17 protein-coding genes, 5 tRNA genes and 1 pseudogene are annotated in these 26,211 nt (G+C 65.8%); 11 read left to right on the forward strand and 12 right to left on the reverse strand.

All coding sequences use genetic code 11. The features are described from left to right. The first annotated feature begins 197 nt into the window (after positions 1-197). Entirely contained in the window at positions 198-2,114 is a 1,917-nt protein-coding gene (gene edd / locus H7A87_RS10805) for a phosphogluconate dehydratase (RefSeq protein ID WP_104650444.1), read from the forward strand. 52 nt (positions 2,115-2,166) lie between these two features. After that, the gene (locus tag H7A87_RS10810; protein ID WP_104650443.1) at positions 2,167-2,826 is read left to right on the forward strand and encodes a bifunctional 4-hydroxy-2-oxoglutarate aldolase/2-dehydro-3-deoxy-phosphogluconate aldolase; all 660 of its coding nucleotides are present in this window, start codon (positions 2,167-2,169) and stop codon (positions 2,824-2,826) included. Positions 2,827-3,437: 611 nt separating this feature from the next. Here the strand turns inward: H7A87_RS10810 and H7A87_RS10815 are convergent. The 3 genes from H7A87_RS10815 to H7A87_RS10825 are packed head-to-tail and all read right to left on the reverse strand — an operon-like array spanning position 3,438 to position 11,160. Further along, positions 3,438-6,524 (reverse strand): efflux RND transporter permease subunit, encoded by a 3,087-nt coding sequence (locus tag H7A87_RS10815; protein WP_115676950.1) that lies wholly within the window; start codon positions 6,522-6,524, stop codon positions 3,438-3,440. Further along, positions 6,521-10,030, reverse strand: coding sequence for an efflux RND transporter permease subunit (locus H7A87_RS10820; RefSeq protein WP_119128723.1), 3,510 nt, complete (start codon positions 10,028-10,030; stop codon positions 6,521-6,523). The genes H7A87_RS10815 and H7A87_RS10820 overlap by 4 nt, the downstream gene beginning before the upstream one ends. Further along, entirely contained in the window at positions 10,027-11,160 is a 1,134-nt protein-coding gene (locus tag H7A87_RS10825) for an efflux RND transporter periplasmic adaptor subunit (RefSeq protein WP_164739042.1), read from the reverse strand. The genes H7A87_RS10820 and H7A87_RS10825 overlap by 4 nt, the downstream gene beginning before the upstream one ends. 204 nt (positions 11,161-11,364) lie before the next feature. Here H7A87_RS10825 and H7A87_RS10830 point away from each other — a divergent pair, with 204 nt between their 5' ends. From H7A87_RS10830 to H7A87_RS10845, 4 genes are all read left to right on the forward strand, one after another. After that, positions 11,365-11,757, forward strand: coding sequence for a cytochrome c (locus H7A87_RS10830; protein ID WP_119128722.1), 393 nt, complete (start codon positions 11,365-11,367; stop codon positions 11,755-11,757). Positions 11,758-11,765: 8 nt separating this feature from the next. Next, complete coding sequence (locus H7A87_RS10835; RefSeq protein ID WP_164739041.1) at positions 11,766-12,227, forward strand: cytochrome c; 462 nt, start codon at positions 11,766-11,768, stop codon at positions 12,225-12,227. Between the two features lie 104 nt (positions 12,228-12,331). Continuing rightward, positions 12,332-12,407 (forward strand) — tRNA-Ala (locus H7A87_RS10840). Positions 12,408-12,453: 46 nt separating this feature from the next. Then, positions 12,454-12,529 (forward strand) — tRNA-Glu (locus H7A87_RS10845). Positions 12,530-12,632: 103 nt separating this feature from the next. Here H7A87_RS10845 and H7A87_RS10850 read toward each other — a convergent pair. Then, a complete protein-coding gene (locus tag H7A87_RS10850; protein ID WP_119128721.1) occupies positions 12,633-13,061 on the reverse strand; it encodes a hypothetical protein in 429 nt (142 codons plus the stop codon). Here H7A87_RS10850 and H7A87_RS10855 point away from each other — a divergent pair. Together H7A87_RS10855 and H7A87_RS10860 are read left to right on the forward strand one after the other, a co-directional pair. Then, positions 13,029-13,104, forward strand: a tRNA-Ala gene (locus H7A87_RS10855). The genes H7A87_RS10850 and H7A87_RS10855 overlap by 33 nt on opposite strands. Positions 13,105-13,153: 49 nt before the next feature. Next, positions 13,154-13,229 (forward strand) — tRNA-Glu (locus tag H7A87_RS10860). Between the two features lie 255 nt (positions 13,230-13,484). Here H7A87_RS10860 and H7A87_RS10865 read toward each other — a convergent pair. Together H7A87_RS10865 and H7A87_RS10870 are read right to left on the reverse strand one after the other, a co-directional pair. Next, a complete protein-coding gene (locus tag H7A87_RS10865) occupies positions 13,485-13,661 on the reverse strand; it encodes a hypothetical protein (protein ID WP_104582549.1) in 177 nt (58 codons plus the stop codon). Between the two features lie 333 nt (positions 13,662-13,994). Continuing rightward, positions 13,995-14,081, reverse strand: a tRNA-Leu gene (locus H7A87_RS10870). Between the two features lie 139 nt (positions 14,082-14,220). Between H7A87_RS10870 and H7A87_RS10875 the strand changes: the two genes are divergently transcribed. Continuing rightward, the gene (locus tag H7A87_RS10875) at positions 14,221-14,601 is read left to right on the forward strand and encodes a response regulator (RefSeq protein WP_104582548.1); all 381 of its coding nucleotides are present in this window, start codon (positions 14,221-14,223) and stop codon (positions 14,599-14,601) included. 187 nt (positions 14,602-14,788) lie between these two features. Next, complete coding sequence (locus H7A87_RS10880; RefSeq protein WP_119128720.1) at positions 14,789-18,559, forward strand: PAS domain S-box protein; 3,771 nt, start codon at positions 14,789-14,791, stop codon at positions 18,557-18,559. Positions 18,560-18,948: 389 nt separating this feature from the next. Here the strand turns inward: H7A87_RS10880 and H7A87_RS10885 are convergent, their stop codons facing one another. Then, a complete protein-coding gene (locus H7A87_RS10885; RefSeq protein ID WP_119128719.1) occupies positions 18,949-21,315 on the reverse strand; it encodes a Tex family protein in 2,367 nt (788 codons plus the stop codon). A 257-nt stretch (positions 21,316-21,572) separates the two neighbouring features. Next, the gene (locus H7A87_RS10890; protein ID WP_016904406.1) at positions 21,573-21,800 is read right to left on the reverse strand and encodes a hypothetical protein; all 228 of its coding nucleotides are present in this window, start codon (positions 21,798-21,800) and stop codon (positions 21,573-21,575) included. A gap of 240 nt (positions 21,801-22,040) precedes the next feature. On the opposite strand from H7A87_RS10890, the pseudogene H7A87_RS10895 reads away from it, so the two are divergent. Continuing rightward, positions 22,041-23,203 (forward strand): annotated as a pseudogene (locus tag H7A87_RS10895) (FAD-dependent oxidoreductase). Here the strand turns inward: H7A87_RS10895 and H7A87_RS10900 are convergent. The 4 genes from H7A87_RS10900 to phaE all read right to left on the reverse strand — a co-directional run bounded on the left by H7A87_RS10900 (position 23,161) and on the right by phaE (position 26,189). After that, positions 23,161-23,649, reverse strand: coding sequence for a hypothetical protein (locus H7A87_RS10900; RefSeq protein ID WP_180497014.1), 489 nt, complete (start codon positions 23,647-23,649; stop codon positions 23,161-23,163). The pseudogene H7A87_RS10895 and the gene H7A87_RS10900 sit on opposite strands and share 43 nt — an antisense overlap. After that, the gene (locus H7A87_RS10905; protein ID WP_016904409.1) at positions 23,646-23,846 is read right to left on the reverse strand and encodes a PspC domain-containing protein; all 201 of its coding nucleotides are present in this window, start codon (positions 23,844-23,846) and stop codon (positions 23,646-23,648) included. Before H7A87_RS10905 ends, H7A87_RS10900 begins: the two co-directional genes overlap by 4 nt. A 103-nt stretch (positions 23,847-23,949) precedes the next feature. Further along, a complete protein-coding gene (locus H7A87_RS10910; RefSeq protein ID WP_119128717.1) occupies positions 23,950-25,026 on the reverse strand; it encodes a class III poly(R)-hydroxyalkanoic acid synthase subunit PhaC in 1,077 nt (358 codons plus the stop codon). Next, positions 25,023-26,189, reverse strand: a complete 1,167-nt coding sequence (gene phaE / locus H7A87_RS10915; protein ID WP_119128869.1) for a class III poly(R)-hydroxyalkanoic acid synthase subunit PhaE — start codon at positions 26,187-26,189, stop codon at positions 25,023-25,025. The genes H7A87_RS10910 and phaE overlap by 4 nt, the downstream gene beginning before the upstream one ends. Between the last annotated feature and the right edge of the window lie 22 nt (positions 26,190-26,211).

Below are 26,211 nucleotides of genomic sequence, written 5' to 3' on the forward strand. Positions count from 1 at the left end.
GTGCGAGTCCCTCGCAACAGCCGATTTTGTGCGAGTCCTTCGCAACAGCCGATTTTGTGCGACTCCTTCGCAACAGCCCGCACATCCATGTGCGGGGATTCAAACGTGCGAGTCCCTCGCAACAGCCCGCACATCCATGTGCGGGGATCTAAAAAAGCGTGATTACTTTCTTCCCCGTTTCTCATAGCCGGTAGCCAATGAGCCTGCATCCGAACATCCAAGCTGTCACCGACCGTATCCGCAAGCGCAGCGCGCCATCGCGCGCGGCGTATCTGGCCGGTCTCGATGCCGCCCTGCGCGAGGGTCCGTTCCGTAGCCGTCTGAGCTGCGGCAATCTTGCGCATGGTTTCGCTGCGTCCGAGCCGACCGACAAGTCGCGCCTGCGCGGTGCGGCCACGCCCAACCTGGGCATCATCACCGCCTACAACGACATGCTGTCGGCACATCAGCCGTTCGAGCATTACCCGCAGCTGATCCGTGAGACCGCGCGTACGCTCGGCGCCACCGCGCAGGTTGCCGGCGGTGTGCCGGCGATGTGCGACGGGGTGACCCAGGGCCGCGCGGGCATGGAGCTGTCGCTGTTCTCGCGCGACAACATTGCCCAGGCCACGGCGATCGGCCTGAGCCACGACATGTTCGACAGCGTGGTGTACCTGGGCGTGTGCGACAAGATCGTGCCGGGCCTTTTGATCGGCGCGCTGGCGTTCGGGCACCTGCCGGCGCTGTTCATGCCGGCCGGCCCGATGACGCCGGGCATTCCGAACAAGCAGAAGGCCGAAGTGCGCGAGCGCTACGCCGCTGGCGAAGCCACCCGCGCCGAATTGCTGGAAGCCGAATCGTCCTCGTATCACTCGCCCGGCACCTGCACCTTCTACGGCACCGCCAACTCCAACCAGGTGTTGCTCGAAGCGATGGGCGTGCAGCTGCCCGGCGCCTCGTTCGTCAACCCGGAACTGCAGTTACGCGATGCGCTGACCCGCGAGGGCACCGCGCGTGCGCTGGCAATCTCCGCGCTGGGCCAGGACTTCCGTCCGTTCGGTCGCCTGATCGACGAGCGCGCCATCGTCAACGCCGTGGTCGCGCTGATGGCCACCGGCGGTTCGACCAATCACACCATCCACTGGATTGCGGTGGCGCGCGCGGCCGGCATCGTGCTGACCTGGGACGACATGGACCTGATCTCGCAGACCGTGCCGTTGCTGACCCGCATCTATCCCAACGGCGAAGCCGACGTGAACCGCTTCCAGGCTGCGGGCGGCACCGCGTTCGTGTTCCGCGAGCTGATGGACGCCGGGATGATGCACGACGACCTGCCCACCGTGGTCGAGGGCGGCATGCGCGCCTATGCCAACGAGCCACGCCTGCAGGACGGCAAGATCGTGTACGTGCCCGGCACCGCGACCACAGCCGACGACAGCGTGGCGCGCCCGGTCAGCGCCGCATTCGAGTCGCAGGGCGGCCTGCGCCTGCTGCGCGGCAACCTGGGCCGTTCGCTGATCAAGCTGTCGGCGGTCAAGCCGCAGCACCGCACGATCGAGGCGCCGGCGGTGGTGATCGATACGCCGCAGGTGCTCAACAAGCTGCATGCCGCCGGCGTGCTGCCGCACGATTTCGTGGTGGTGCTGCGCTACCAGGGTCCGCGTGCCAATGGCATGCCGGAACTGCACTCGATGGCACCGCTGCTGGGCCTGTTGCAGAACCAGGGCCGGCGCGTGGCGCTGGTCACCGACGGCCGTCTGTCCGGCGCCTCGGGCAAGTTCCCGGCGGCGATCCACATGACCCCGGAAGCCGCACGCGGCGGTCCGATCGGGCGTGTGCGCGAGGGCGACATCGTGCGCCTGGACGGCGAAGCCGGCACGCTGGAAGTGCTGGTGTCGGCCGAAGAGTGGGCATCGCGCGAGGTCGCGCCGAACACCTCGGTGGCCGGCAACGACCTGGGGCGCAACCTGTTCGCGATCAACCGCCAGGTGGTTGGCCCAGCCGACCAGGGCGCCATCTCGATTTCCTGCGGCCCGACCCGTCCGGACGGCGCACTGTGGAGCTACGACGCCGAGTACGAACTCGGTGCCGATGCCGAGGCCGCCGCCGCACCGCACGAGTCCAAGGACGCCTGATTCCCCTTCCCTCTGCGCGACCGCCCTGCGGTCGCCGTCTACCGGAGTTGCAATGACGATTGCCCAGACCCAGAACACCGCCGAACAGCTGCTGCGCGACGCCGGCATCCTGCCGGTGGTCACCGTGGACACGCTGGACCAGGCCCGCCGCGTCGCCGATGCGCTGCTCGAAGGCGGCCTGCCCGCGATCGAGCTGACCCTGCGCACTCCGGTCGCGATCGACGCACTGGCCATGCTCAAGCGCGAGCTGCCCGACATCGTGATCGGCGCCGGCACCGTGCTGAGCGAGCTGCAACTGCGTCAGTCGGTGGATGCCGGTGCGGACTTCCTGGTCACCCCGGGCACGCCGGCACCGCTGGCGCGCCTGCTGGCCGACGCGCCGATTCCCGCAGTGCCTGGCGCGGCCACGCCGACCGAACTGCTGACCCTGATGGGCCTGGGCTTCCGCGTCTGCAAGCTGTTCCCGGCCACCGCCGTGGGTGGTTTGCAGATGCTCAAGGGCCTGGCCGGTCCGCTGTCCGAACTCAAGCTCTGCCCCACCGGCGGCATCAGCGAGGCCAACGCGGCCGAGTTCCTGTCGCAGCCGAACGTGCTGTGCATCGGCGGCTCCTGGATGGTGCCCAAGGACTGGCTGGCGCAGGGCCAGTGGGACAAGGTCAAGGAAAGCTCGGCCAAGGCTGCAGCGATCGTGCGGCAGGTGCGGGCTGGCTGATTTTCCAGCCGCCGTATCCAGCGGCTTGGAACCCAGGTTGCCGGGAAGCTGGATGGCTGAGGTAAAGCTGATCAGTTGGCGCTTTGGTTTTGAATGAGGAAAGCCCGGTTTGCCGGCGCTTTGATTTCGGTTGAGAAAAGCGTGGTTGGCTGGCGCCTTGATTCTGCGCGCAGGAGCGGCCCGCGGGCGCCGGGGCAGGACATGCCGTGAACCCATCCAAGGGGGCTCTTACACGCGCCATGTCGTGTAAGGTCCTGCCCCGACGCCCGCGGACCACTCTCGAATGTTCCTGCGTTGGCGGAACGGAGAGCAGATTGGCACGCATCAAAATCGAGCACTGAACCGGCTGCCGTTTTTCGTCGCCCAACGTCGCGGAAACGACTCGCCGAAGCGACAGCGTGGCCGGGGATTGGCGGAGAGCGGCACAGGGATGTGCCGCGGCGGCGAGTCAGACAGGATGTCTGACCGAGCCGAGGAGCCAGTCCGCGGACGCGCTGCCGCCCTCACCGAAGCCAGCGACTGACAGCCGCTTGATTGGCAGTGCCCGGGGCACCCGTACCCTCACCCCAACCCCCTCCCGACAGGAGAGGGGCTCAGGCAGCGCGTAACGTTCAAGACTCAAGCGCAACGCTCGCCGGCGGCATCTTCGGCACACCGCGCGCACGTCGTACCAGCGCTGCTGCGCCATTGCTCATGTCATCGAGAATCGCGTAGATCGTCGGCAGGAACAGCAGGCTCACCACCGTCGAAAATGCCAGCCCGCCGGCAATCGCGCGGGCCATCGGGAAGTACGGCGGGCCGTCGCTGAACATCGTGGTGCTGGTCAGCGAGATCGGCACCATCGCCAGGATGGCGGTGCCCATCGTCATCATGATCGGCCGCAGGCGCTCGCGTGAGCCTTCGATCAACGCCTGGGTGCGGCCCATGCCGCGGCGGCGCAGGTTGTTGATGTGCTCGATCATCACGATGCCGTTGTTCACCACCACGCCCATCAACACCAGGATGCCGATGAAGGACATGATCCCGAACGAAGTGCCGGTGATCCAGAACAGCCAGAACACCCCGAAGATCGAAAACACCACGCCGCTCATGATCGCCGCAGGAAACAGCAGCGACTCGAACACCGCCGCCATCACCACATAGATCATCACCAGCGCGATCACCAGGTTGAACACCATCTGGCCCATCGCTTCGCCGTCGTCCTGGTAATCGCCGCCGTCGAAGGTGTAGCTGTAACCGGCCGGGAAGCTCATTGCCTTGAGCGGCTTTTCCATTGCCGCGCGTGCTTCCGGTACGGTGACCTTGCTGGCCAGGTTGGCCTTGATGGTCAGCGTGGTCTGCCGATTGGTACGACCGATCTGCGTGGCGGCCGGGCGAATCTGCACATCGACCAGGCTGAGCAACGGCACGCTGCGGCCATCCTTGGTGCGCACCGTGAAGCTGGCCAGGTCTTCCGGCTTGCTCTGTTCGGCGCCGGCAAAGCGCACCCACACCGGCACCTCGTTGTCGCCGCGGCGGAACTCGCGCAATGGCGTGCCACGCAAGGCCAGGCCCACGAAGCTTGCCACCTGTTCGGCACTGAAGCCGAAGGCCGCTGCACGCTCGCGGTCCACCCGGATCGCCAACTCGCTGGTGCGATCGCCGGTATCCACGTGCACATCGCGCAATTCCTTGCGCTGCGCCAGCAATGGGATTACCTCGTCGGCCAAGGCCTGCAGGGCCTGGGTCGAGTCGCCGACCAGCTGCACCTGCACCCCTTGATTGCCGCTGCCGCCATCGCCCTGGTTGCCGATGCTGTAGTCCGCACGTGCCGAGCGCGGCAATGCCTTGCGGATCTGTTCCAGCAGCGGTGGCAGGTCCTTGACCTTGCCCGCGTCGAAGGTCACGGTGGTGCTGCTGCCTTCGGCCTCGCTGAACCACGAATAGATCTGGGTGATGTGGTACTTGTCGCGATGGGCCTGCAGGTAGTGCTCGACCCGCCCGACCTCCTCGCCCATCTGCTCATGCGTGTACGAGCCTTTCCACTGGTACTGGATGAAGGCCTCGTTGCCGCCGTCGCCGCCGAACATGTCGACCTTGGTCAACTTCATCGGCACCAGGCTGATCGCGCTGACCAGCACGATGCCGGCCACGCTCCAGCCGCGATGCGCCAGCGTCCACGCCAGCACCCTGGCGTAACGGCGCTGCAGCCGTGCGATCACGCCGCGCTCGGAGCTCACCATCGGCGGTGTCTTCATGCGCGCCGACAACATCGGAATCAGGCTGATGGCTACCAACCATGAAGCCAGCAGCGACACCGAAATGGTGATCGCGATCTGTGCCATGAAGATGCTGATGTTGTTGGTCTCACCGAACAGGTTCGGCACGAACACGATGCAATGGCACAAGGTGCCGGCGCTGAGCGCGATCGCCACGCTGCGCGTGCCGAGCAAGGCCGCCAGCTGCGGCTGGCCGGGCATGCGCTCGCGTTCCTGGTAGATGCTTTCCACCACCACCACCGCGTTGTCGACCAGCATGCCGACCGCCAGCAACAGGCCCATCATGGTCAGGATGTTGAGCGTGACGCCGACGAAATACATGAAGCCCAGCGTGATCGCAAAGCAGATCGGAATCGCCAGCGTCACCATCAGCGTCGATGGCCAGTGGCGCAGGAAGAAGAACAGCACCGTGATCGACAACAGCAAGCCCACCGCGCCGGCTTCTGCCAGCTCCGCCAGCGACGAGGTCACCGCCTTGCCCTGGTTGTCGATCACCTTGATCTGCACATCGCGCATCGCAGGTTCGGCGCGAATGTCTTCGACCTCCTTCAACGCCGCCCTGGACACATCCACCAGGTTGGCGCTGCGCTCCTTGTAGATATCCAGCCCGATCGCCGGCCGTCCATCCAGGCGGCGTCCGTAATTCATCCGCGTCGGCTTCAGCCGCACCTGCGCAATATCGCCAAGACGCAGCCCTTTTGCGTTGAGCACCAGCTCGCGCAACTCCTGCAGGTCGCGCAATTCGCCGATCGGCTGGACCCGAATGCGCTGGCCGTTGTCATCGATCTGGCCGGCGGACACCGAGAAGTTGAGCTTGCCCAGGCGCTCGCTCAACTCATTGAGGCTCAGGTCGTGCGCAGTGAGCCGGTCTGGCGCGATCGCGATCTCCACCTCGTTCGGCGGGGCGCCGGAGATCTCCACCTTGGCCACGCCGGGAATCCGTTCGATGCGCCGCTTGAATTCGCGGTCGAGCATGTCGTACGCGCCGGTCAGGTCGGTCTGGCTGGCCAGGCGCACCTTGAGCACCGGCTCGTCGCTGCTGGACCATTTGTAGATGTGGAAACGCTGCAGATCTTCCGGAAAATCGTCACGGATGGCATCCAGCCGCTCGCGCGCATCCGATGCGGCGATGGCGATGTCGCGATCCCAGTCGGAGAACTCGATGAAGATGTTGGCGCCATCGGCGGTGGCGGTCGAGCGCATGCGCTTGATGCCGGTCATCGTCGCCAGCGCCTCTTCGGCCGGCCGCACCAGGTTGCGTTCCACCTCGTCCGGGGTGGAGCCGGTGTACGGCAGTTGCACGAACAGGAACGGTGCGGAAATGTCCGGCAGCGCCTCCAGTGGCAGCCGGAATGCGGCAATCAGCCCCACCACCACCAGCGAGACGAAGCACATGATGGTGGTGACCGGGCGACGGATGCTGAAGGCGGCAACGCTCATAGCGCCTCCAGCCCGTCGGAGTTCCCGGGTGCCTGCGCACGCTGCCCGGCCATGCGTCGGCCACGCTCCAGGTAGTACGCATCGGCGCGTCGATCCAGCAGGTCGTAAACCACCGGGATCACCAGCAGGGTCAGCAGCGTGGACACCAGCAACCCGCCGATCACGGTGATCGCCATCGGCGCGCGCACCTCGGCACCCTCACCCATCGCCACCGCCAGCGGCAGGAAACCGAACAAGGTGCACAGCGTGGTCATCACGATCGGCCGCAAGCGCGAACGCGCACCTTCGATCAAGGCCTCGCGCTTGGGCACGCCGTCCTCGCGCAACTGGTTGACCTTGTCGATCAGGATGATCGCGTTCTTGGTCACCAGCCCCACCAGCAGGATCAAGCCGATGAACACCACCACCGACACCGGCTTGCCGGTCATCAGCAAGGCCAGCACCGCGCCGACCATCGCCAGCGGGATGGTGAACAGGATGACGAACGGATGCAGCAGCGATTCGAACTGCGAGGCCATCACCAGGTAGACCAGGAAGATCGCCAGGCCGAACGCGAACAGCAGCGACTTCACCGATTGCGCCAGCTCCTCGCCCTGCCCGCCGATATGCATGCCCACGCCAGCGGCCAGCGGATCGTTGCGCACCATCGACTCGACCTCACGCACCGCACCGCCCAGATCCATGTCATGCAGGCTGGCCGAGACGATCGCCACGCGGGTCTGGTCGGCGCGATGGATCTCGCTCGGCCCGGTCGTCGCCACCACCTCGGCCACCGCCGCCAGACGCACCGGCCGGCTACTGCCGGGGTTGACGATCAGCTGCCGGATCGCGTCCACGCTGGCGCGGTCGCTGTGCTGCGCGCGCACCAGCACGTCGATCTTGCGATCGCGAAAGCTGTAACGCGTGGCCACGTCCCCGCGCACCTTCTTGACGATGACATCGGCGATCTGGCGCGTGGTCAAGCCCAGCGCACCGGCGCGCTCCTGGTCGAAACGGATCTGGATTTCCGGGAAGCCCTCCTCCACCGTCGACTTGACGTCGGCGTAGTGGCCATTGGCCCGCAGCATCGCCGCCAGCTTCTGCCCGGCACGTTCCAGCTCGCCCAGGTCCTGCCCACGCAGCTCCACTTCCAGCGGCGTGGAAAAACTGAACAACGCCGGCCGTGCAAAATCCACCTGCGCCCCCGGGTGCCCGGCCATGCTGTTGCGCAGCCGCGTGGTGGCCGCCGCTTCCACTGCCGGGCTGCCGCCACCGGCCATCACCACGGTGAGCTTGCCGATGTTCTCGCCGCTTTCGGTGGGATTGGCGTCCAGCCGCGTGCCGCTGCCGCTGACGCCATACAACGAGGCGATGCCCGGGTCCTTGTCGTGCGCCAGCTGCAACTCGCGCACCAGCGCGTCGGTCTGCGCCAACGGCGTACCGGAAGGCAGCTTCACGGTCATTTCGAAGCGGTCCTGCGCCAGCTGCGGAATCAGGTCCGCCCCCAGCATCGGCACCAGCAACACGGTGCCGACAAACGCGGCAGCCGCCAGTCCCAGCACCAACCCGGGCCGCCGTAACGCCGCCGGCAGCATCGCCAGATAGCCACGCTCGGCGCGGCCATACGGCGCCATCGCCAGATCGCTGGCCTTGCGCATCACCGGCGACACCACCCGCGCGATGCCGCGCCACAGCCGGACCACCGCCCACGCCACAGCGAAGAACGTGTAGCGCACGCTCGCCCCGGCTCCGCGCCGGCCGGCGGCCACCGGCTTGAGCCAGCGCTGCTGCGGCTGCCACTGCGGGTGGCTCGGCTCGTCCGGGAACGCCATCGGTGGCGCGCCCTTGAGCGAACTCAGCATCGGGATCAGCGTCATCGACACCACCAGCGAGATCGCGATCGCGATCGCCACGGTCATCGCCTGGTCGCGGAACAGCTGCCCGGCGATGCCTTCGACGAACACCAACGGCAGGAACACCGCGATCGTGGTCAGCGTGGACGCCATCACTGCCATGCTCACTTCACGGGTGCCGGCGATTGCGGCATCCAGCACGCTCAGGCCGCGCTCGCGCGCCTTGGCGATGCTTTCCAGCACCACGATCGAATCGTCCACCACCAGGCCGGTGGCCAGCGCCAGACCGCCCAGCGACATCACGTTGAGGCTCAGGCCCAGCTGGCCCATGAAGAAGAACGTGGTGATGATCGACACCGGCAGCGACAGGCTGATCACGAAGGTGCTCCAGCCATCGCGCAGGAACAGGAAGATGATCAGGATCGCCAGCACGCCGCCGATCACCGCATCCTTCTTGACGTCGCTGATCGCGTGCTCGATGAAGTGCGACTGGTCCTCGATGGTGGTGATTTCGACATCGCCGGGCACGGTCGCCTTCAACTGCTCCAGCCGCTTGCGCAGCGCTGCGGCGGTGGACACGGTGTTGGCGTCGCCTTCCTTGTAGATCGCCAGCTCCACCGCTTCCTTGCCGCCCAGGCGGATGATCGCCTCGCGCTCCTTGTAGCCCTGGCGCACCTGCGCCACATCCTTCAATCGCACCGGCATGCCACCGGCAATACTGCTGGTCGACGACGAGGACGTGCTCTGCACCTCGGCCGCCGCCGCCAGCGCCGCCTGCGAGCCGGTGGACGCGGCGATCGCATACATCTGCTGCATCGCCGCTTCCGCGGCGCTGCCGCTGCTGCTCTGCGTGGTCACCAGCATGTTGCGGATCTCGTCCAGATCCACGAACTGGTTGACCGTGCGCACCAGGTACCGCTGCGAGCCTTCTTCCAGCCGGCCGCCGGAGATGTTGACGTTCTCCTCCTTGAGCCGGGTGATCACGTTGTCGATCGGCAGGTTGAGCTGGGCCAGCTTCTGCTGATCGATATCGACCTGGATCTCGTCCTCCAGCCCGCCGCCGACCTTGACTGCGGCCACGCCGGCCACCGGTTCGAGCTTCTTTTTTAGATCCTCGTCGGCATACCGACGCAAGCCGGTGAGCTGGCGGATCGCATCGCTGTCGGAGGACGGTGCCTGCTTCGGCGACAACGCCAGCCGCATGATCGGCTCGGTCGATGGATTGAAGCGCAGCAACACCGGCGGCTTGGTTTCCAGCGGCAGCGACAAGGCTTCCATCTTGTCGCGCACCTCCAGGCTGGCCTGGTCCATGTTGGTGCCCCAGGCGAATTCCAGCACCACATCGCTCTGCCCGGTGCGCGAGATCGACTTGAGCTTGCGCAGGTTCTTGACCACGCCGACCGCTTCTTCCACCGGCTCGGTCACCAGCGTTTCGATTTCCGCCGGCGCCGCGCCGGTGTATTCGGTGCGCACGGTCAGCGTGGGATAGCTCAGATCCGGCAGCAGATTGACCTTGAGGCTGCGCAAGGCGATCAGCCCGAACAGCAGCATGGTCACGGTGATCATCGCGATGGTCACCCGCCGCCGCGTGGCGAAGGCCACCAGACCGCCACCGCCGGACAAGGACGCATGCGGGTCGTGCACGGGTCCGTGCGGGTTGCCGTGATCGCTCATGAGCGCTTCCCGTCGCTGCCGGTTGCCGGCGCCGCAGCCGCAACCGGCTTGCGATCGGGCTGGCCGATCACCTGCACCGCAGTGCCATCGCGTAGCGCCACCTTGCCGGCGGTCACCACCTGGTCGCCTTCCTTCAGGCCTTGCCGCACTTCCAGCCATGGGCCTTCGGCATAGCCGAGTTTCACCGGCACCCGGCTGGCCTTGCCGTTGCGCACCACGAATACCGCCGGCTCGCCATCGTCCAGCAGTGCCAGGCGCGGAATCACCAATGCATCCTTGCGCTGGTCGTAGTCGATGCGGATGCGCCCGAACATGCCCGGCTGCAGCGCTTCGGCGCCCTGGCCAAACGCACAGATCACCCGGAAGGTGCCGCTGCCCGAATCCACCACCGGCGCAATGCGATCGACCTTGCCGATGAACTGCTGGCCGGGCAAGGCATCGGCCAGCAAGGTCACCGGCTGGCCGGATTTGAGCGTGGCCAGTTCGCGCTCGGGCACGTTGAGCGTGGCCTCCAGCTGCGAGTCGTCGACGATGCGGAAGATCGGCGTATTGATCTGCACGAAGTTGCCGGTCTTGATCGAGCGCGAGGCGATCACCCCGGAAATCGGCGCCTGCACCGTGGTGTAGGACAGTTCCAGCGATGCCAGGCGGTGCTGCGCGCGGCTGTTTTCGACATCGAACTTGAGCTGGTCGACATCGGCGGCACTGACCAGTTGCTGCCCCACCAACTGGGTGGCGCGGCGGTAGCTGTTCTCCAGCTTGCGCAGCTGCGCCTCGCTTTGCGCCACCGCCAGATGCGCGCGGTCCGGATCCAGGCGGACCAGCGCCTGGCCCGCGGACACCTTCTGCCCCTCTTCCACCATCACCGCCAGCGCCACGCCGGAGGTCTTTGCCACCACCTGTGCTTCGGCACGCGGCTCCAGTGCGGCGGTGCCGGTATAGCTGGCCGCCACCGCACGGCGTGCGGCCTTGGCAATTTCCACCGGCACCGCGTCGACGCTCTTCTTTTCCTCAGCCGCCTTGGCCGCGCCATCTCCGGCCTTGCAACCGCCCAACAACAGGCTCGTGGTGATCAACAATGCGGCGGCGCAGGTTCCGCTGCGGCCGGGCAAGAAAGAGCGTGGCGACATCGTCGTGTCCTAGTGGATGCGTGAACAGGTGTTGTAGGCAAGTAGACCACCCGAACGATGATGTCGCCAATGCGCCAAAGGTCATGGTCTGTTCAAGTTCGCCTATTCACCCCGTTTGCGCGGGGCCAAATCGCAGGCATACTCGGACCGGTTCCGTCATGCCCCCACGTGCGGACGTTCAATCAGTCTTCCGGATACGAAACCATGCGCCCGCAGCCGCTCGCCGCTTGTCTCGCTCTGGTCGTCTTCCTGCCGTTTGGGGGCGCATCAGCGACACCATCAGTCCCGCCAGCCGCACCCGCCACGCCTGCGCCCGCTGCGGCGGCGGCCACCCCCGCAACGCCCACCGGCAACCCGTCCAACGGCCGCTTGCTGGCCTATACCTGTCAGGGGTGCCACGGGGTCACCGGGTACAAGAACGCCTATCCGAGTTATCGCGTGCCCAAGATCGGCGGGCAGTCCAGTCAGTATCTGACCCAGGCGCTGACCGAGTACCGCCAGGGCAAACGCAAGCATCCCACCATGCAAGCGCAGGCGCAGAGCTTTTCCGAGCAGGACATCGCCGATATCTCCGCCTACCTGTCCACCCTCAAATAAGCGCACACATGCCGAACGCCCTGCACGCTCCGCGTCTAGCCATCGTCCTGGTCGCTGCCCTGATGGTGGCGGCCTGCTCCCAATCCCAGGTGGAGTCCACCGATCATTCCGCCGGCGATGCCGGCCACGCCAGCGGCGAACATGGCTCCGGTTCGTCTGCCGGGCTGCCGACCGGGCGCGCCGAGGCCGGCGACAAGCTGGCGCATGCGAAGGGCAAGGCCACCGGCCAGAGCTGCATCGATTGCCATGGCGCCGACGGCAATGCTCCCATCGACCCCAGCTATCCCAAGCTCGGCGGCCAGTACGGCGACTACCTTGCGCACGCCTTGCAGGCCTACCGCAGCGGCGATCGCCAGCACCCGCTGATGACCGCACAGGCCACCGCGCTGAGCGATCAGGACATTGCCGACCTGGCCGCCTACTTTGGTGCGCGGCAGACGCAGCTGCGCGATCTACACGGCGTCAACTGAGTTGCAGACGCGTCGGGTGCCCCGCGCACGTTGCGTCTCATTCGAGATGAAAAAGCACTTGCGCGAACATTAACAGGCCGCTATCATTTCGTTCTCAGTTTCGTGGGGCCATAGCTCAGCTGGGAGAGCGCCTGCATGGCATGCAGGAGGTCGGCGGTTCGATCCCGCCTGGCTCCACCAATCCTGGCTTAGGCCGCCAGGTAGACAAACTCAGGTTTTGATATGCGTCCCCATCGTCTAGAGGCCTAGGACACCACCCTTTCACGGTGGACACCGGGGTTCGAATCCCCGTGGGGACGCCAATCATCAGAAAGCCTCGGCATCGCCGGGGCTTTTTTTTGCGTGTTTTTCGGCATCGCTCGTGTGTCGTGGATCTGCACGCGACCCACCTGGTGCGGCATGTCGTCATGCAGATATTGAAGATGCAGCGGCAGCGTGTTGCCGCAATGCAAGCGGCCCCTTTGCTGATCCGCCGTCGGCTGCAGCGCAACTGCACGCATGCCGATGACCGCGAACGTGCACCCCTTGCAACGCGGGTCGATCACTTGCGCAAGGACTGCTGCACATGCCCAGCCTGCGGATAAACACGGCCACTGCATCGTTGCGCTCTACCCAATCAGCCAATCCCCGCACAGCGACATCCAGCTCCATCAATCGGCGATGCTGGAACGCATCACATGCCTGCATCTGCACGCGCCATGCTGACCCTGCCACCGGCAAATCGCTCAGCACATCTTTTTTTGCACGCACCACTTCCCAAGCGTCATCGATGTCGCTATGATTGCCGGCTCGCAGCATCGTGGGGCCATAGCTCAGCTGGGAGAGCGCCTGCATGGCATGCAGGAGGTCGGCGGTTCGATCCCGCCTGGCTCCACCAATATTCCCGACATAGGCCGTCTGGAATCTACAACCAGGTTTTGATACGCGTCCCCATCGTCTAGAGGCCTAGGACACCACCCTTTCACGGTGGACACCGGGGTTCGAATCCCCGTGGGGACGCCAATCATCAGAAAGCCTCGGCATTGCCGGGGCTTTTTTTTGCCTGATACTGCTCAGCAGCCCTCTGCTTCACCGCACGCGATCGGTAGCGACGCGACCACATATCGTTGAGCTGCCAGTTTGACGAGCCCATCGACTACGGGCGCGGGGCGGTGTCGCTGCATCCACACGCACGCACCGCCGATCAACTGTGGAACGTGTGCACTCGATGACGCACCAACCGGCTTGCGCATCGAGCAACGTCCGCACAATGCCAGATCAGGTCTGGCCGACATCCAGCGCCTTGCGGCCTTCGTGGGTGAGATCGATATCGCCGTCTTCGGCCTGTGTCGCATAGCCGGCGCGCACCGCCCAGTTGGCCTCTTCGTCGGTCACCGGCTTGGTGTCGTGGATGTCGCGCAAAATGCGCAGCTGCTGCGAAGAATCAAAATCCATGGAAGCCACCTGCTTGAAAGAGCTATCCAAGGTACGCACCGCGCGTGATGGTTGCGTGCCTGCAGGCGCAAGGTGGCAGCGCAGTCTCATCTCGACGGCATTCTTCAGCAGCTACGCGGCAGCGATGCGGGCCAGCGAACACGCTGCCATGCAAGCACGGCACGACGCTGCGCCACCTGGCGCACACCATCGACACCTCCTCGCTCCACGCCCGACGGCACTGCGCGAGCGTGGCGATGCAATCACCAGCCTGCTCCGGCACGGCTATCGAGCGCCAAAAAGAAAAGCCCCTCTGACTGTCGCCAGAAGGGCTCTGCTTGTACCGCTACATCCTGGTGCCGAAGGTGGGACTCGAACCCACACGCTTTTAAGGGCGGCGGATTTTGAGTCCGCTGCGTCTACCGATTCCGCCACTTCGGCGTGGTCGCGCAGTATAGCGAGTTGTACATGAAACGAACAGTGTCAGAACGCGCCTGACGAATTCAGGTGCAAGCGGAGTCATCAGCACCGCGGCGAAGCAGTGTCGATATACTGGCCGACTTAGGTGAAGGAGTAAGCAATGTCGGTGTTGCGTGGAGTTCGGGTGCTGGTGGTTGAGAACGACCAGATGAATGCCATGCTGCTCGACCTGCAGCTCGTCCAGGCCGGTGCCGTCGTGCTGGGTCCGGTCGGAGAGGTTGCACAGGCGCTGACGCTGATCAAGGCCGATGCGCCGGAAATCGCGGTGCTCGATTACCGTCTTGGCAACGGCGAGACCAGCGAGCCGGTCGCCCGACTGTTGTCGGAACTGGGGATTCCGTTCGTGCTGGCCACCGGTGTTGCCAGTGGAACCATCCCCGGCGGCTTCGAACGCGGCGTAATCCTGACCAAGCCTTACTTGTCCGAAGAGCTGATCAGCGCGCTGTCCAGGGCACGGCAGCTGAGCGGTGCCGCCAGCTGAGCGCAACCGCTTACCGGTGTGTCGCCAGCACGTGTCGCGGTCGATAGTTGGTACTCTTCGGTAACCAATCGCGCTGCTGCGCTTAATGCAGGCCGTTCGCGCTGCCGTGCCGGTTGTCGCAAACCCCTCGCCTACAGCCCGCTTGCCACTAGAATCGTGCATCCAGGCATGATGGGCAGGTCACCCAATGGATAGCGTCGTGTCGCCGTTTGCCGGTCTGCTGCCGGAAACGTGCGAGATCGCCGGATTATTGTCGTCGTCCGCATGCGCCGCCGATCCGCTGCTGCGCGACAGCCAGGCGCTGCGGACGACCCTCTCGGTGTGCCTGCACGCGCAGGTTCCGATGCTGCTGGTCTGGGGCGACCAGGCACGCTGCATCTACAACGATGCCTGCATCGCGCTGCTGGGCGAGCGCCACCCGGCAGCATTCGGCCAGCCATTGGCGGAACTTGCAGACACCGCTGAAGCCGACCACCACGGTGCGCATCCGCATGCGGCATTGCCGCTGTCGGCGTGGTCGTGCAGCCCGATCCTGCAGGCCGGCGAACGTCTGGGCATGTTGTATGTCGCCGGCACGCCCGCCCCTGTTGCGACACGGATCCGTAGCGAGGCCGAGCCTGCAGCGGTGTCCACCGCGCTCGATCAGTCGCCGGCCTTCATGGCGGTGCTGCGTGGCCCCGGTTATATCGTCGAAAACGCGAATCAACGCTTCCACGACCTGGTCGGCCACCGTCCGTTGCTTGGCCGTCCATTGCTCGAGGCGATGCCGGAACTCGCCGACCAGGGCTATGTCGAGCTGCTCGATGAGGTGCGACGCAGCGGCCGTCCTTTCATCGGCGAATCGATGGCGGCCTATCTGCAGCGCAGGCCCGGCAACGTGCTGGATCAGACCTTCGTGGATTTCCTGTATCAGCCCATGCGCGAGCGCGATGGCCGCATCGACGCGATCCTGGTGCACGGATTCGATGTCACCGAGCAACGCAGCGTGGCCAGTCGCGACAGCTTCTTGCTGATGCTCGAAGACGCGCTGCAGAACGTCTCCGATCCGCGCCAGATCATCGATACCAGTGTGCGATTGCTGGGCGAACATCTGCAGGTCAATCGCTGCGCGTTTGGCCTGGCGGCGGCCGACGGCAGGACCATGCACGTGATCAGCGACCATGTGCAGGACATGCCGAGCCTGCAGGGCGATTTTCCGCTGGAAGTGGCACAGGGCTTGCGCGACGCCTTGCTGGAAAACCGCCCCTGGTTCACCACCGATGCGATGGCGCCCGGTGCACCGGACTATGTGTCCCAGCAGTACCGCCGCTCAGGCCTGCGCGCATCACTGGCGATTCCGCTGCACAAACACGGCCGCCTGGTCGCGGCCATCGGCGTGCATCAGCGCGCACCGCGGCGATGGTTGTCCACCGAGATCGAACTGGTCCGCCTGGTCGCTGCACGCTGCTGGGAGTCCATGCAACGCGCCAAGGCACAGCAGCAACTGGCCGCCAACGAAGCGCGGCTGCGCCGACTGGCCGACACGCTGCCGCAGATCATCTTCATCGCCGACCGGGAGGGTCAGCCGCATTACTTCAATCGGCGCTGGTACGAATACACCGGACTGGATCCTTCAGACAACCAGACCGCTGCATGGCATCGGGCGCATACCGCCGATGGCCTGCGGGTGTCTTCGCAGGCCTGGGCGCTGGCAGTCGATGGCGAGCGCGCCTATGAAATGGAGTGCGAACTGCAACGCCACGATGGCCAGAGGCGCTGGCACCTGGCGCGCGCCCTGCCCGTGCGCGGCGACGACGGCAGCATCGGCGAGTGGATCGGCACCTACACCGACATCCATGACCGTCGTGCGTTCGAGCAACAGCTGCGCGAAAGCGAAGTGCGCTTCCGCGCCTTGTGCGAGACGGTGCCGGCAATGATCTGGATGGCCGATGCGCAGGGTGACTGCGTGTACTGGAATCCGCGCTGGTACCACTTCACCGGGCAGGCCGAAGACCAGGCGATGAATCAGGGCTGGTGGGATGTGATGCATCCCGACGATGCCGAGCGCGTACGCCATGCGTTCGGGCAGGCATTGGCGCAACGTGGCGAGTTCCTGGCCGAGTACCGGGTGCGTCGTCACGATGGGCAGTATCGCTGGTGCATCGATACCGCATCGCCGCACTTCGCCAGCGATGGACGTTTTCTCGGCCACATCGGTTCGCTGACCGATATCTCCGAACGCAAGCACATCGAAGATGCCACCGCCTCCGACCGCGCCATCCTGAGCCTGATCACCACCGGCGCACCGCTGCCGGTGGTGCTGGATGCCATCGCATCGAGTGTGGAAGCGCGTGGCGAGACGACGTTGTATTGCGCGGTGATGGTGCTCGATGAGGTACGAAAAACGCTGAGCTTCGGCTCGGCGCCGCATTTTCCGATCGAGTACCGCGGGCATTTCGAAGCCTCGCCGATCGGGCTGAACGGGCCGCCCTGCGCGCGCTCTGCCTACCTCGGGCAGCAGGTGATCTGCGAGGACATCCAGGCCGACCCCAGCTTCAGCGACCATCATGCGGTGTCGTCGGCACTGGGCATCGTCGCCTGCTGCGTGACGCCCATCCTGGACAGCAACGGTCAGGTGCTGGGCACGCTCAACATCTACTACGATCGTGCTCACCTGCCCTCGCTGCGCGAACAGGCAATGGCACGCTCTGCATCGCATCTGGCCGGCATCGTCATCGAGCGCACGCGCGTGGACGCCAAGCTCAAGCAATCGCTGCAAGCCGAGACCGCCGCACGCAGCCAGGCCGAGCATGCCAGCCGGGTCAAGGACGAGTTTTTGGCCACGCTCAGCCACGAATTGCGCACGCCGCTCAACGCCATCCTCGGCTGGTCGCGGTTGATGCAGTCAGAGGTGTTCGATCCGGCCAATGTGGGCAAAGGCCTGATCATCATCGAGCGCAGTGCGCGTGCACAGACGCAGATCATCGACGACCTGCTCGACATGAGCGCGATCCTGTCCGGCAAGATCCGCCTGCAGGCAGAGCACTTCGATATCGCAGGACTGATGCGCAGCACGGTGGAACTGATGCAGCCGTCCGCACTGGCGCGCGACATCGCGCTGGAACTGGATGCGCCCGATGCAGGCGAACTGTGGTTCTTCGGCGATGCCGGGCGCCTGCAGCAGGTGCTGACCAATCTGCTCAGCAACGCACTCAAGTTCACCTCGCCCGGTGGCACGGTGCGGGTGGCGCTGGACATCGAGGACGAGCGGCTGCGGCTATGCGTGCAGGACACCGGCATCGGGATTGCAGCCGACTTCCTGCCGCACGTGTTCGACCGTTTTCGGCAGGCCGATGCCGGTACCACGCGCCGCGTCGGTGGGCTGGGGCTGGGCTTGTCGATCTCGCGTCAGTTGGTCGATCTGCACGGCGGCAGCCTGGGGGCATCCAGTGCGGGCGAAGGCAAGGGGGCGACCTTCACCATCGTGTTGCCGTTCCAGCACGGGGTCAGCGATCTGCGGCCGGCGGCGTCCGGGTCGCTGCAGGTCGGCCCGTTGCCGAGCGACTGCCTCGGGCGCCTGGATGGGGTGCGCCTGTTGCTGGTCGACGACGACCAAGATTCGCGCGAGGCAGTGGTGCAGTTCCTGATGCTGGCCGGCGCGCAGGTGCAAGCGGCCGGCTCGGTGGAGGCAGCCGAACAATGCCTGGCAGAGGCACCCTTCGACGTGCTGGTCAGCGATATCGCCATGCCGATGCGCGACGGCTACGACCTGATCCGCACGGTGCGCTCCGGTCGCACCGACCTGCCACGGCATATCCCCGCGATCGCCCTCACCGCCTATGTGCGCGAAGAAGACCGCGACCGCGCCGTAGTGGCCGGATTCGATGCGCATATGGGCAAGCCGGTGGAGCCGCCCGGCTTGGTCGACCTGATCGAACGCCTGATCTTGCCGACGCGCGCGGTACGCAGCGAGGCGTGAGGTCGCCTGGAAACGGCTAATAAAACAGCGTGGTCAACCAGCGCTGTTTGCAACAAAACACATCGACCATCCCGACAGGTCCTTGCCCGCCCGCCGTCGCGGGACCTCACGCGGCATGGATGCCGCGTAAGAGCCTACAAGGACGTCCTTGCGGCGTGTCCTGCGGGGGTGGGCGGGCAAGGGCCCTGCAGCAAGGCCCCGGATCAGTCGCCTTACGACTGATCGTATCTGCATGGGCGCACCGCGGTGGTCGGAGGCCACGGACCCAGCAGCCAGTTGCAGATCAGCCTGCCCACGCACGCTCCAATCGCAGCAGCAGACCCACCGCCTTGCGAGCGGTTCTATCTACACTGCCCAGCCATGCCAGCACAGCCGCCGGGCACGCCGGGTCAGCTGCGCTTGGCGCGTGCGAATGCGGCGGCCAGCGCGTTGTCGGCCGGCGGTGCAGTGATGCGTGGCTTGTTGTTGCCCTGTGCCGGGCCACGTCCACCGCCACCGTCGCGCCTGCCCTGCCCCGGGCCGCCGCTGCCGCGCTGATCGCGCGATTGGGCTGCGCCATCGGCCGGTGGAGGCGTGTCGGACAGACGGCAGGTCAGTGCGATGCGTTTGCGCGCCACGTCCACTTCCAGCACCTTGACCTTGACGATGTCGCCGGCCTTGACCACATCGCGCGGATCCTTGACGAAGGTGTCCGACAACGCGGAGATGTGCACCAAGCCGTCCTGGTGCACGCCGATATCGACGAACGCACCGAATGCGGCCACGTTGCTGACCACGCCTTCGAGCACCATGCCGGGCTTGAGGTGCTTGATGTCCTCGATGCCTTCGGCGAACTGCGCGGCCTTGAACTCGGGACGCGGATCACGGCCGGGTTTTTCCAGCTCCTTGAGGATGTCGCGCACGGTCGGTACACCGAACTGTTCGTCGGTGAACAGCTCCGGCTTGAGTCCGCGCAGAAAGCTGCCGTCGCCCAGCAAGGCCTTGATCGGCTTGCCGGTGCTGCCGACGATGCGCTCGACCACCGGATAGGCTTCCGGGTGCACCGCCGAGACGTCCAGCGGCTCGTCGCCATCGGCGATGCGCAGGAAGCCGGCGCATTGTTCGAAGGTCTTCTCGCCCAGACGCGGCACCTTGAGCAGGTCCTTGCGGCGCTTGAACGGGCCGTTGTCGTCGCGATGGCGCACGATGTTTTCCGCCACCGTGCTCGACAGCCCGGACACCCGCGACAGCAACGCCGCCGAAGCGGTGTTGACGTACACGCCGACCGCGTTGACGCAGTCTTCCACGCGCGCTTCCAGCGCCTTGGCCAAGCGATACTGGTCCACGTCGTGCTGGTACTGGCCCACGCCGATCGCCTTGGGTTCGATCTTGACCAGCTCGGCCAGCGGGTCCTGCAGGCGTCGCGCGATCGACACCGCGCCGCGCAGCGACACGTCCAGGGTGGGGAACTCCTTGGCCGCAAATTCGGACGCCGAATACACCGACGCCCCCGCTTCGCTGACCACGATCTTCTGCAGCTTGCTCGCCCCGCACAGCGCGATCGCCTCACCGGCCAGCTTGTCGGTTTCGCGGCTGGCAGTGCCGTTGCCGATCGCGATCAGCTCCACGTTGTGCTGCAGGCACAGCTTCTTGATCGTCTGCAGCGACTGGTCCCATTGCCGCTTGGGCTCATGCGGATAGATCGTCTCGGTGGCCACCAGCTTGCCGGTGGCATCGACCACGGCGATCTTGCAGCCGGTGCGGATACCGGGGTCCAGCCCCAGCACCACGCGCGGGCCGGCCGGCGCGGCCAGCATCAGGTCCTTGAGATTGTCGCCGAACACGGCGATCGCCTCGGCCTCGGCCTTTTCGCGCGCCTGGTTGAACAGGTCCAGCAGCAGATGCATGTGCAGCTTGGCGCGCCAGGTCAGCCGGCAGGCATCCAGCAGCCAGCGGTCGGCCGGGCGGTTCTGGTTGGAGATGCCGGCGTTGCGCGCCACACGCCCTTCGGCGTACTGATGGCCGGCCTCGGCATCGTTGCCCGGCTCCAGGTCCAGGTACAGGAACTCCTCGCGGCGCGCGCGAAACAGCGCCAACAGGCGGTGCGAGGGAATCCTGGACAGCGCTTCGGCGTGATCGAAGTAATCGCGATACTTGGCGCCGGCCTCTTCCTTGCCCTCGGCAACGCGCGCGCGGATCACGCCGTTGTCGTTCAACCAACTGCGCAGCTCGCCCACCAGGGCGGCATCTTCGCCCCAGCGCTCCATCAGGATGGCGCGTGCGCCTTCCAGCGCCGCCTTGATATCGGCCACGCCCTTGTCTGCGTCGATGAACGCAGCAGCAGCGACTTCCGGCGCCTGGTTCGGGTCGGCCAGCAGGCCATCGGCCAGCGGTTCCAGGCCGGCTTCGCGCGCGATCTGCGCACGCGTGCGGCGCTTGGGCTTGTAAGGCAGGTACAGATCTTCCAGCCGCGACTTGGTGTCGGCCGCCACGATCTCACCACGCAATTCGTCGCTGAGCTTGCCCTGCTCGCCAATGCTGGCCAGGATCGCCGCGCGCCGTTCTTCCAGCTCGCGCAGATAGGTCAGGCGCGTTTCCAGATTGCGCAGTTGCGTATCGTCCAGCCCACCGGTGACTTCCTTGCGGTAGCGGGCAATGAACGGAACGCTGGCGCCTTCGTCGAGAAGGGCGATGGCGGCGCGCGCCTGGGCGGGTTGGGCACCGATCTCGTCGGCGATGGTGCGAGCGATCTGCTGGGCAAGCTGGCTATCGTGCATGGCGGCGCGGCCAAAGCCGCTTCACTGAAAAAAGCATTTTCGCAGTGCTGGCCCGCCGCGGGAACCCGTTGACAGGATCACCGTAAACCTGTGCCGGCGCACACTGAAGTGACTGCCCAGGCTTGAAGTAGCTGGCTTGATGTCACGACGTCTCCGCGCGGACGTGGCTGCATGCTGCAGCCCGGAGCGATACCTGCTGGTGCAGGGCTCCCGGTACGCCCGTCAGCCTGTACGCGGCGGCGCCCGGTTGGCCGCGCTCAGCTGGCGCGTCCGGCGTAGTGGGTGGCAGCGCGCTCGACCAGGATGCTCTCGTGCAGCGACTCCAGCGCCATCACGCGGATCTTGCCGACGTCCTTCAGCGGCACCATGCGCTCGACATAGATCTCCGGCCCGGCGTCGGTCATTGCACGCGACTTGCTGAACCCGTAAGGCACAACACCCTTGTCGCCATCTTTGCTGCCACCGACATACAGAACGATCGACATGCCCACACCCTCGTTAACAACTGTGACTACGTTAGTGGCGCGAGCATAACGACCGTGCCGTGAGGAGCTTTCCACGCAGGTTAACGCCGGCTGTTTGCGGTTTGGTGACCGCCGCACCCAGGCCTGCGCCTGCACGACCGCTTCACCCGGCCTGCCCGTCCAATTGCGCTCCGCCCGCACGTACGACACCGCATGGACCTCAAAAGTGGCTACCCGTTCTGGTCGATCCGCAACGGGCTGATGCGCGCCTACCCGCGTCTGGAGCAGGACATCCAGTGCGAAGTCGCCATCGTCGGTGGCGGTGTCACCGCCGCCTTGATCGCACACGAACTGCTCAAGCACGGGCACGAAGTGGTGGTGGTCGAGCAGCGCGAGATCGGCTGGGGCAGTACGTCGGCCAGCACTGCCTTGCTGCAGTACGAAATCGATACGCCGATGATCGCGCTGGCCAACCACTACGGCATGCCGGCCGCCGCGCTGGCATACGGGGCATGCGCGCGAGCCATCCTCGACCTGCAAGGCCTTTGCAATACGTTGGGCGGCTGCGACTTCAGCCGTCAGGACAGTCTCTACTATGCGAGCCGGTCACGGGATCTCAACGACCTGCGCAGCGAACTGGATACGCGAAGAACCCACAAGCTTCCGGTGGAATGGATCGAGCGCGCACCCTTGTGGCACAACTACGGCGTGCGCTCGGAGGGCGCCATCCTCAGCCGCCTGGCCGCCGGCGTCGACCCGTACCGGCTGTGCTACCGCCTGTTTGCAGAAGGCGAGCACTACGGCGCGCGCATCTACGACCGCACCACGATTGCCGCCATCACACCCTATGACCAGCATGTTCAATTGCGCACCCAGGAGGGGGTCACGCTGCGCGCCCGGCACGTCATCCTGGCCGCGGGTTATGGAAACCAGCAGTGGCTGTCGCAGCGCGTGGCACGCAACCGCAGCAGCTACGAATTCGTGACCGACCCCTGCACGACAGCGACATGGGCGCGCTCAAGCACACCATGATGTGGGAAACCGCGCGGCCCTATCTCTACCTGCGCAGCACGCCGGATGGACGCGTGGTGGCCGGCGGCGAAGACGACAGCGTCGATCTTCCCGCGCGTCGCGATGCGCGTGTCATGAGCAAGCTGAAAACGCTGCTGAAGAAAATCCACCAGACGATGCCGGATATCACCTTGCGCCCGGTATTTGCCTGGGGCGGCACCTTTGCCGAAACCGCCGATGGATTGCCGTTCTTCGGCACGCATCCCGAACATGGGCCGCGGGTGTCGTTCGCCATGGCCTATGGCGGCAACGGCATCACCTATAGCGCCATCGGTGCGGGGTTACTGCGCGCACAATTGGAAGGCAGGCCTCACCCGTTGTCGGACCTGTTCGGTTTCTCGCGCTTGCGCTGAGCCGCCCATGGCCACCAGCCGTGGCCATGCAGCGCATATCCGTCGGCTGCCCGTTCCAGCGGATTGCGTACGTGGATGCCGCCGCACAGGAAATACACCGGCAGAAACAGCGGGCCGAGCAGCATGTACTGATAGACATGGGCCCGCTCATGATCGCCCAGGCGTACCGGCGGGTGCCGGCAATGCCCGGCGGCATGCGCATAGGTGCTGCATTGCAGGTCGAGCGAGGCGCCCTTGAGCAGGATCACATTGCCCAGCGTCATCGCCCCGCCCGGCCCCCATGGCCAGGCATGGAACACGACTGCGAGTTCCGCACCGGACCAGCGCGGACGCGCGCCGAAGCAACTGCCCGTGGCACCGATCGCAAGACCGAGCACGGTGTTGGGCAGCGTCCACACCGCGCCGAGCACATGCAGCGCGGACCACCCGCGCCGGCCGGGCGTCAGTCGGCCTGGTTGGGGATCAGCAGCCACAGGATCAGATAGACCAGGATGCCGGGAAACGCGGCCGAAGCGATCGACACGATCACGAACAGCACGCGCAGCAGCGTGGAACTCCAGCCGAACCGGCGGGCGATGCCGCCGACGACGCCGGCGATCATGCGATCGTTGAGGGAACGGGACAATGCGGTGGTCGTGGCCATGGAAGGCTCCTTCGAACGTGGCGCCCAGTCTAGAAAGCGCAGCGACAGCGCGTCGTGATGGCTGCAGCGTCCGGTCTCACGTGCAGCGCAACGCGAACTCGCCTCACGCGTTGCCGCCCCGCTCCTGCAACCAACGGTGGATCGCCACAGGCACTTCGCGCTGCGCGCGCCCGGAGACATAGATACCGATATGCCCGCCACGGAAACTCAGCTCGGTGTAGTCGTCGCTGCCGACCAGGCCGCGCAATGCACGCGAGGCATCCGGCGGCACCAGATGATCGTGCTCGGCATAGATGTTGAGCACCGGCATGTCCACCACCTGCAGATCGACCGCTTCCCCGCCGATGCGTACCTGCCCGGTCACCAGGCCATTGCGCTGATAGAACTGGGTGACGAACTCGCGGAAGGCCTCGCCGGCCAGGTCGGGCGAATCAAAGATCCACTTCTCCATGCGCAGGAAATCTTCCAGCGCCTGCTTGTCGTCGAGGATGTCGAGCAAGCCGACGTATTTCTGCAGGTTCAGCCGGAACGGCTTGAGCATCAGGTAACTGGCGTTCATCAGATCCGCCGGCACGTTGCCCATGGTGTCCACGAACAGATCCACATCGACCATGCGCGCCCAGTTGGAGAGCATGTTGTCGGGGGTGTGGAAATCCACCGGCGTGACCATGGTGATCAGGTTGCGCACCTTCGGCCGCTGCAGCGCCGCGTAGCACAGCGCAAACGTGCCGCCCTGGCAGATGCCGAGCACATCGACCGCCTCCAGCCCCGACTGCGCGCGCAGGTGGTCCACCGCGCCGTCGATAAAGCGCAGCAGATAGTCCTCCAGGGTGAGGTAACGCTCGGAGCGGTCCGGGTAGCCCCAGTCCAGCACGTAGACGTCCTGACCGTGGCCCAGCAGGCCCTTGACCAGCGAGCGGTCGGCCTGCAGATCGACCATGTAGGGGCGGTTGACCAGCGCGTAGACGATCAGCAGCGGCGTCCTGGCCACCGGCGCCTGCTCGCCGACAAAGCGGTACAGCACCACCTTGCCGTCGCGCCAGATTTCCTCGCGCTCGGTCACGCCGTAATCCACGTCTTCCACGCCGGGCAACAGCTTGAGCCCCTCGCGCAGCTTGCGCTGCATCGACAGGGTTTCCTGCATCAGGTCTTCGGCGCTGAATCCTAACGGGCCTTTCATGCCTGCGCTCCCCGTGGCTTGCGTGCGGCCGGCGTGCCGGGGGATGTGCCGCCGGAACGCCTGGAGGTGTTTTTCGACACCTTCGTGTCTTTCGTGTCTTTGCCTGGGGCGGTCTTCGCCGGCGATTTCCTGGCGGCCGGCGGCTGGGGCACAGTGTCCGCCCTGGCTGCCGGGGCGCGCTTGGCCGTGGCCGGCGCAACCGGGTCAGCCGCCGCTGCAGCGGGCTTGCCGGCCGGGCTGGCCGCGGTGCGCAGCAGGCGCCGCACCGCACGTTCCAGCTCGGCGATGCGGCGGTGCGCGGCGTCCATCTCCGAACGCGTGGGCATCCCGAAACGTTCGCTCAGCTGCTCCACTTCTTCCTGCAGCGCGGCGCGCAAGCGCATATGCGCATTGGCAAAGCCGCCGTACACCTCACGAAACTGGTCGGACAGCGCGACGTCGGCATATGACTCTTCGGCAGCCTCGATCCACAGGTCGAACAAGGCACGCGCGCTGGTCAGCTGACTGCCGCTGCTTTCGTGCTCGCCCAGCTTGGAGGCAAACCGCCCGAATGCCTGCTCGATGGCCGACTTGAGTTGTTCGCCATAGGCCTGCGACTGCGCCTGGTATTCCTGCTGCGCACGGGCCAGCGTCTGCAGGCGCGCCTGGTGATTGCGGTTCAGGCCGAACGCCGGCATGTCCAGCCACGGCGCGTTTTCCTCCCGCCACTTTGCCAGGGCCTGCGCGGCGTCCTGCAGCCACGGGTCGAAGCCGCCCGGGCTGCCGCCACGCAGCGAGCCCAGCGTCCATTGCATCAGCTGCTCGCCCCGCCCCTGCACGGCACGGCGCCAGGCCTCGGAGACCTCGGTGGCCGAGGTGTCGCGCCCGGCAAACTGCGCGGCCACCTGCTGCATGGTGCCGAACCAGTCGCCGGCCTGATGACGAAAGCGGTCGATCGCCTCCTGCGCCTGCGGTGCGGCCTGGGTGGGCAGCAGCTGCGACCACCAGTCCATCGCCTTGCGCCAATCCTGCGGTGGCTCGGTGCCCGGCCCCATGCCGGGAACGGCGCCGGGCTGCGCAGCGGCGCCGGACTGGCCGTGGCGCATGGCATCTCCCCAGGCGCTCCAGTACTGGCGCGCCTTGTCTTCGAAGTTGCCGTTGTCCGAACCGCTGGTTGCCATGATCCCTTCCCGTGACTGTCCACCA

Source organism: Xanthomonas sp. CPBF 426 (genome assembly GCF_903989465.1).
GTDB classification, from domain to species: Bacteria; Pseudomonadota; Gammaproteobacteria; order Xanthomonadales; family Xanthomonadaceae; genus Xanthomonas; species Xanthomonas euroxanthea.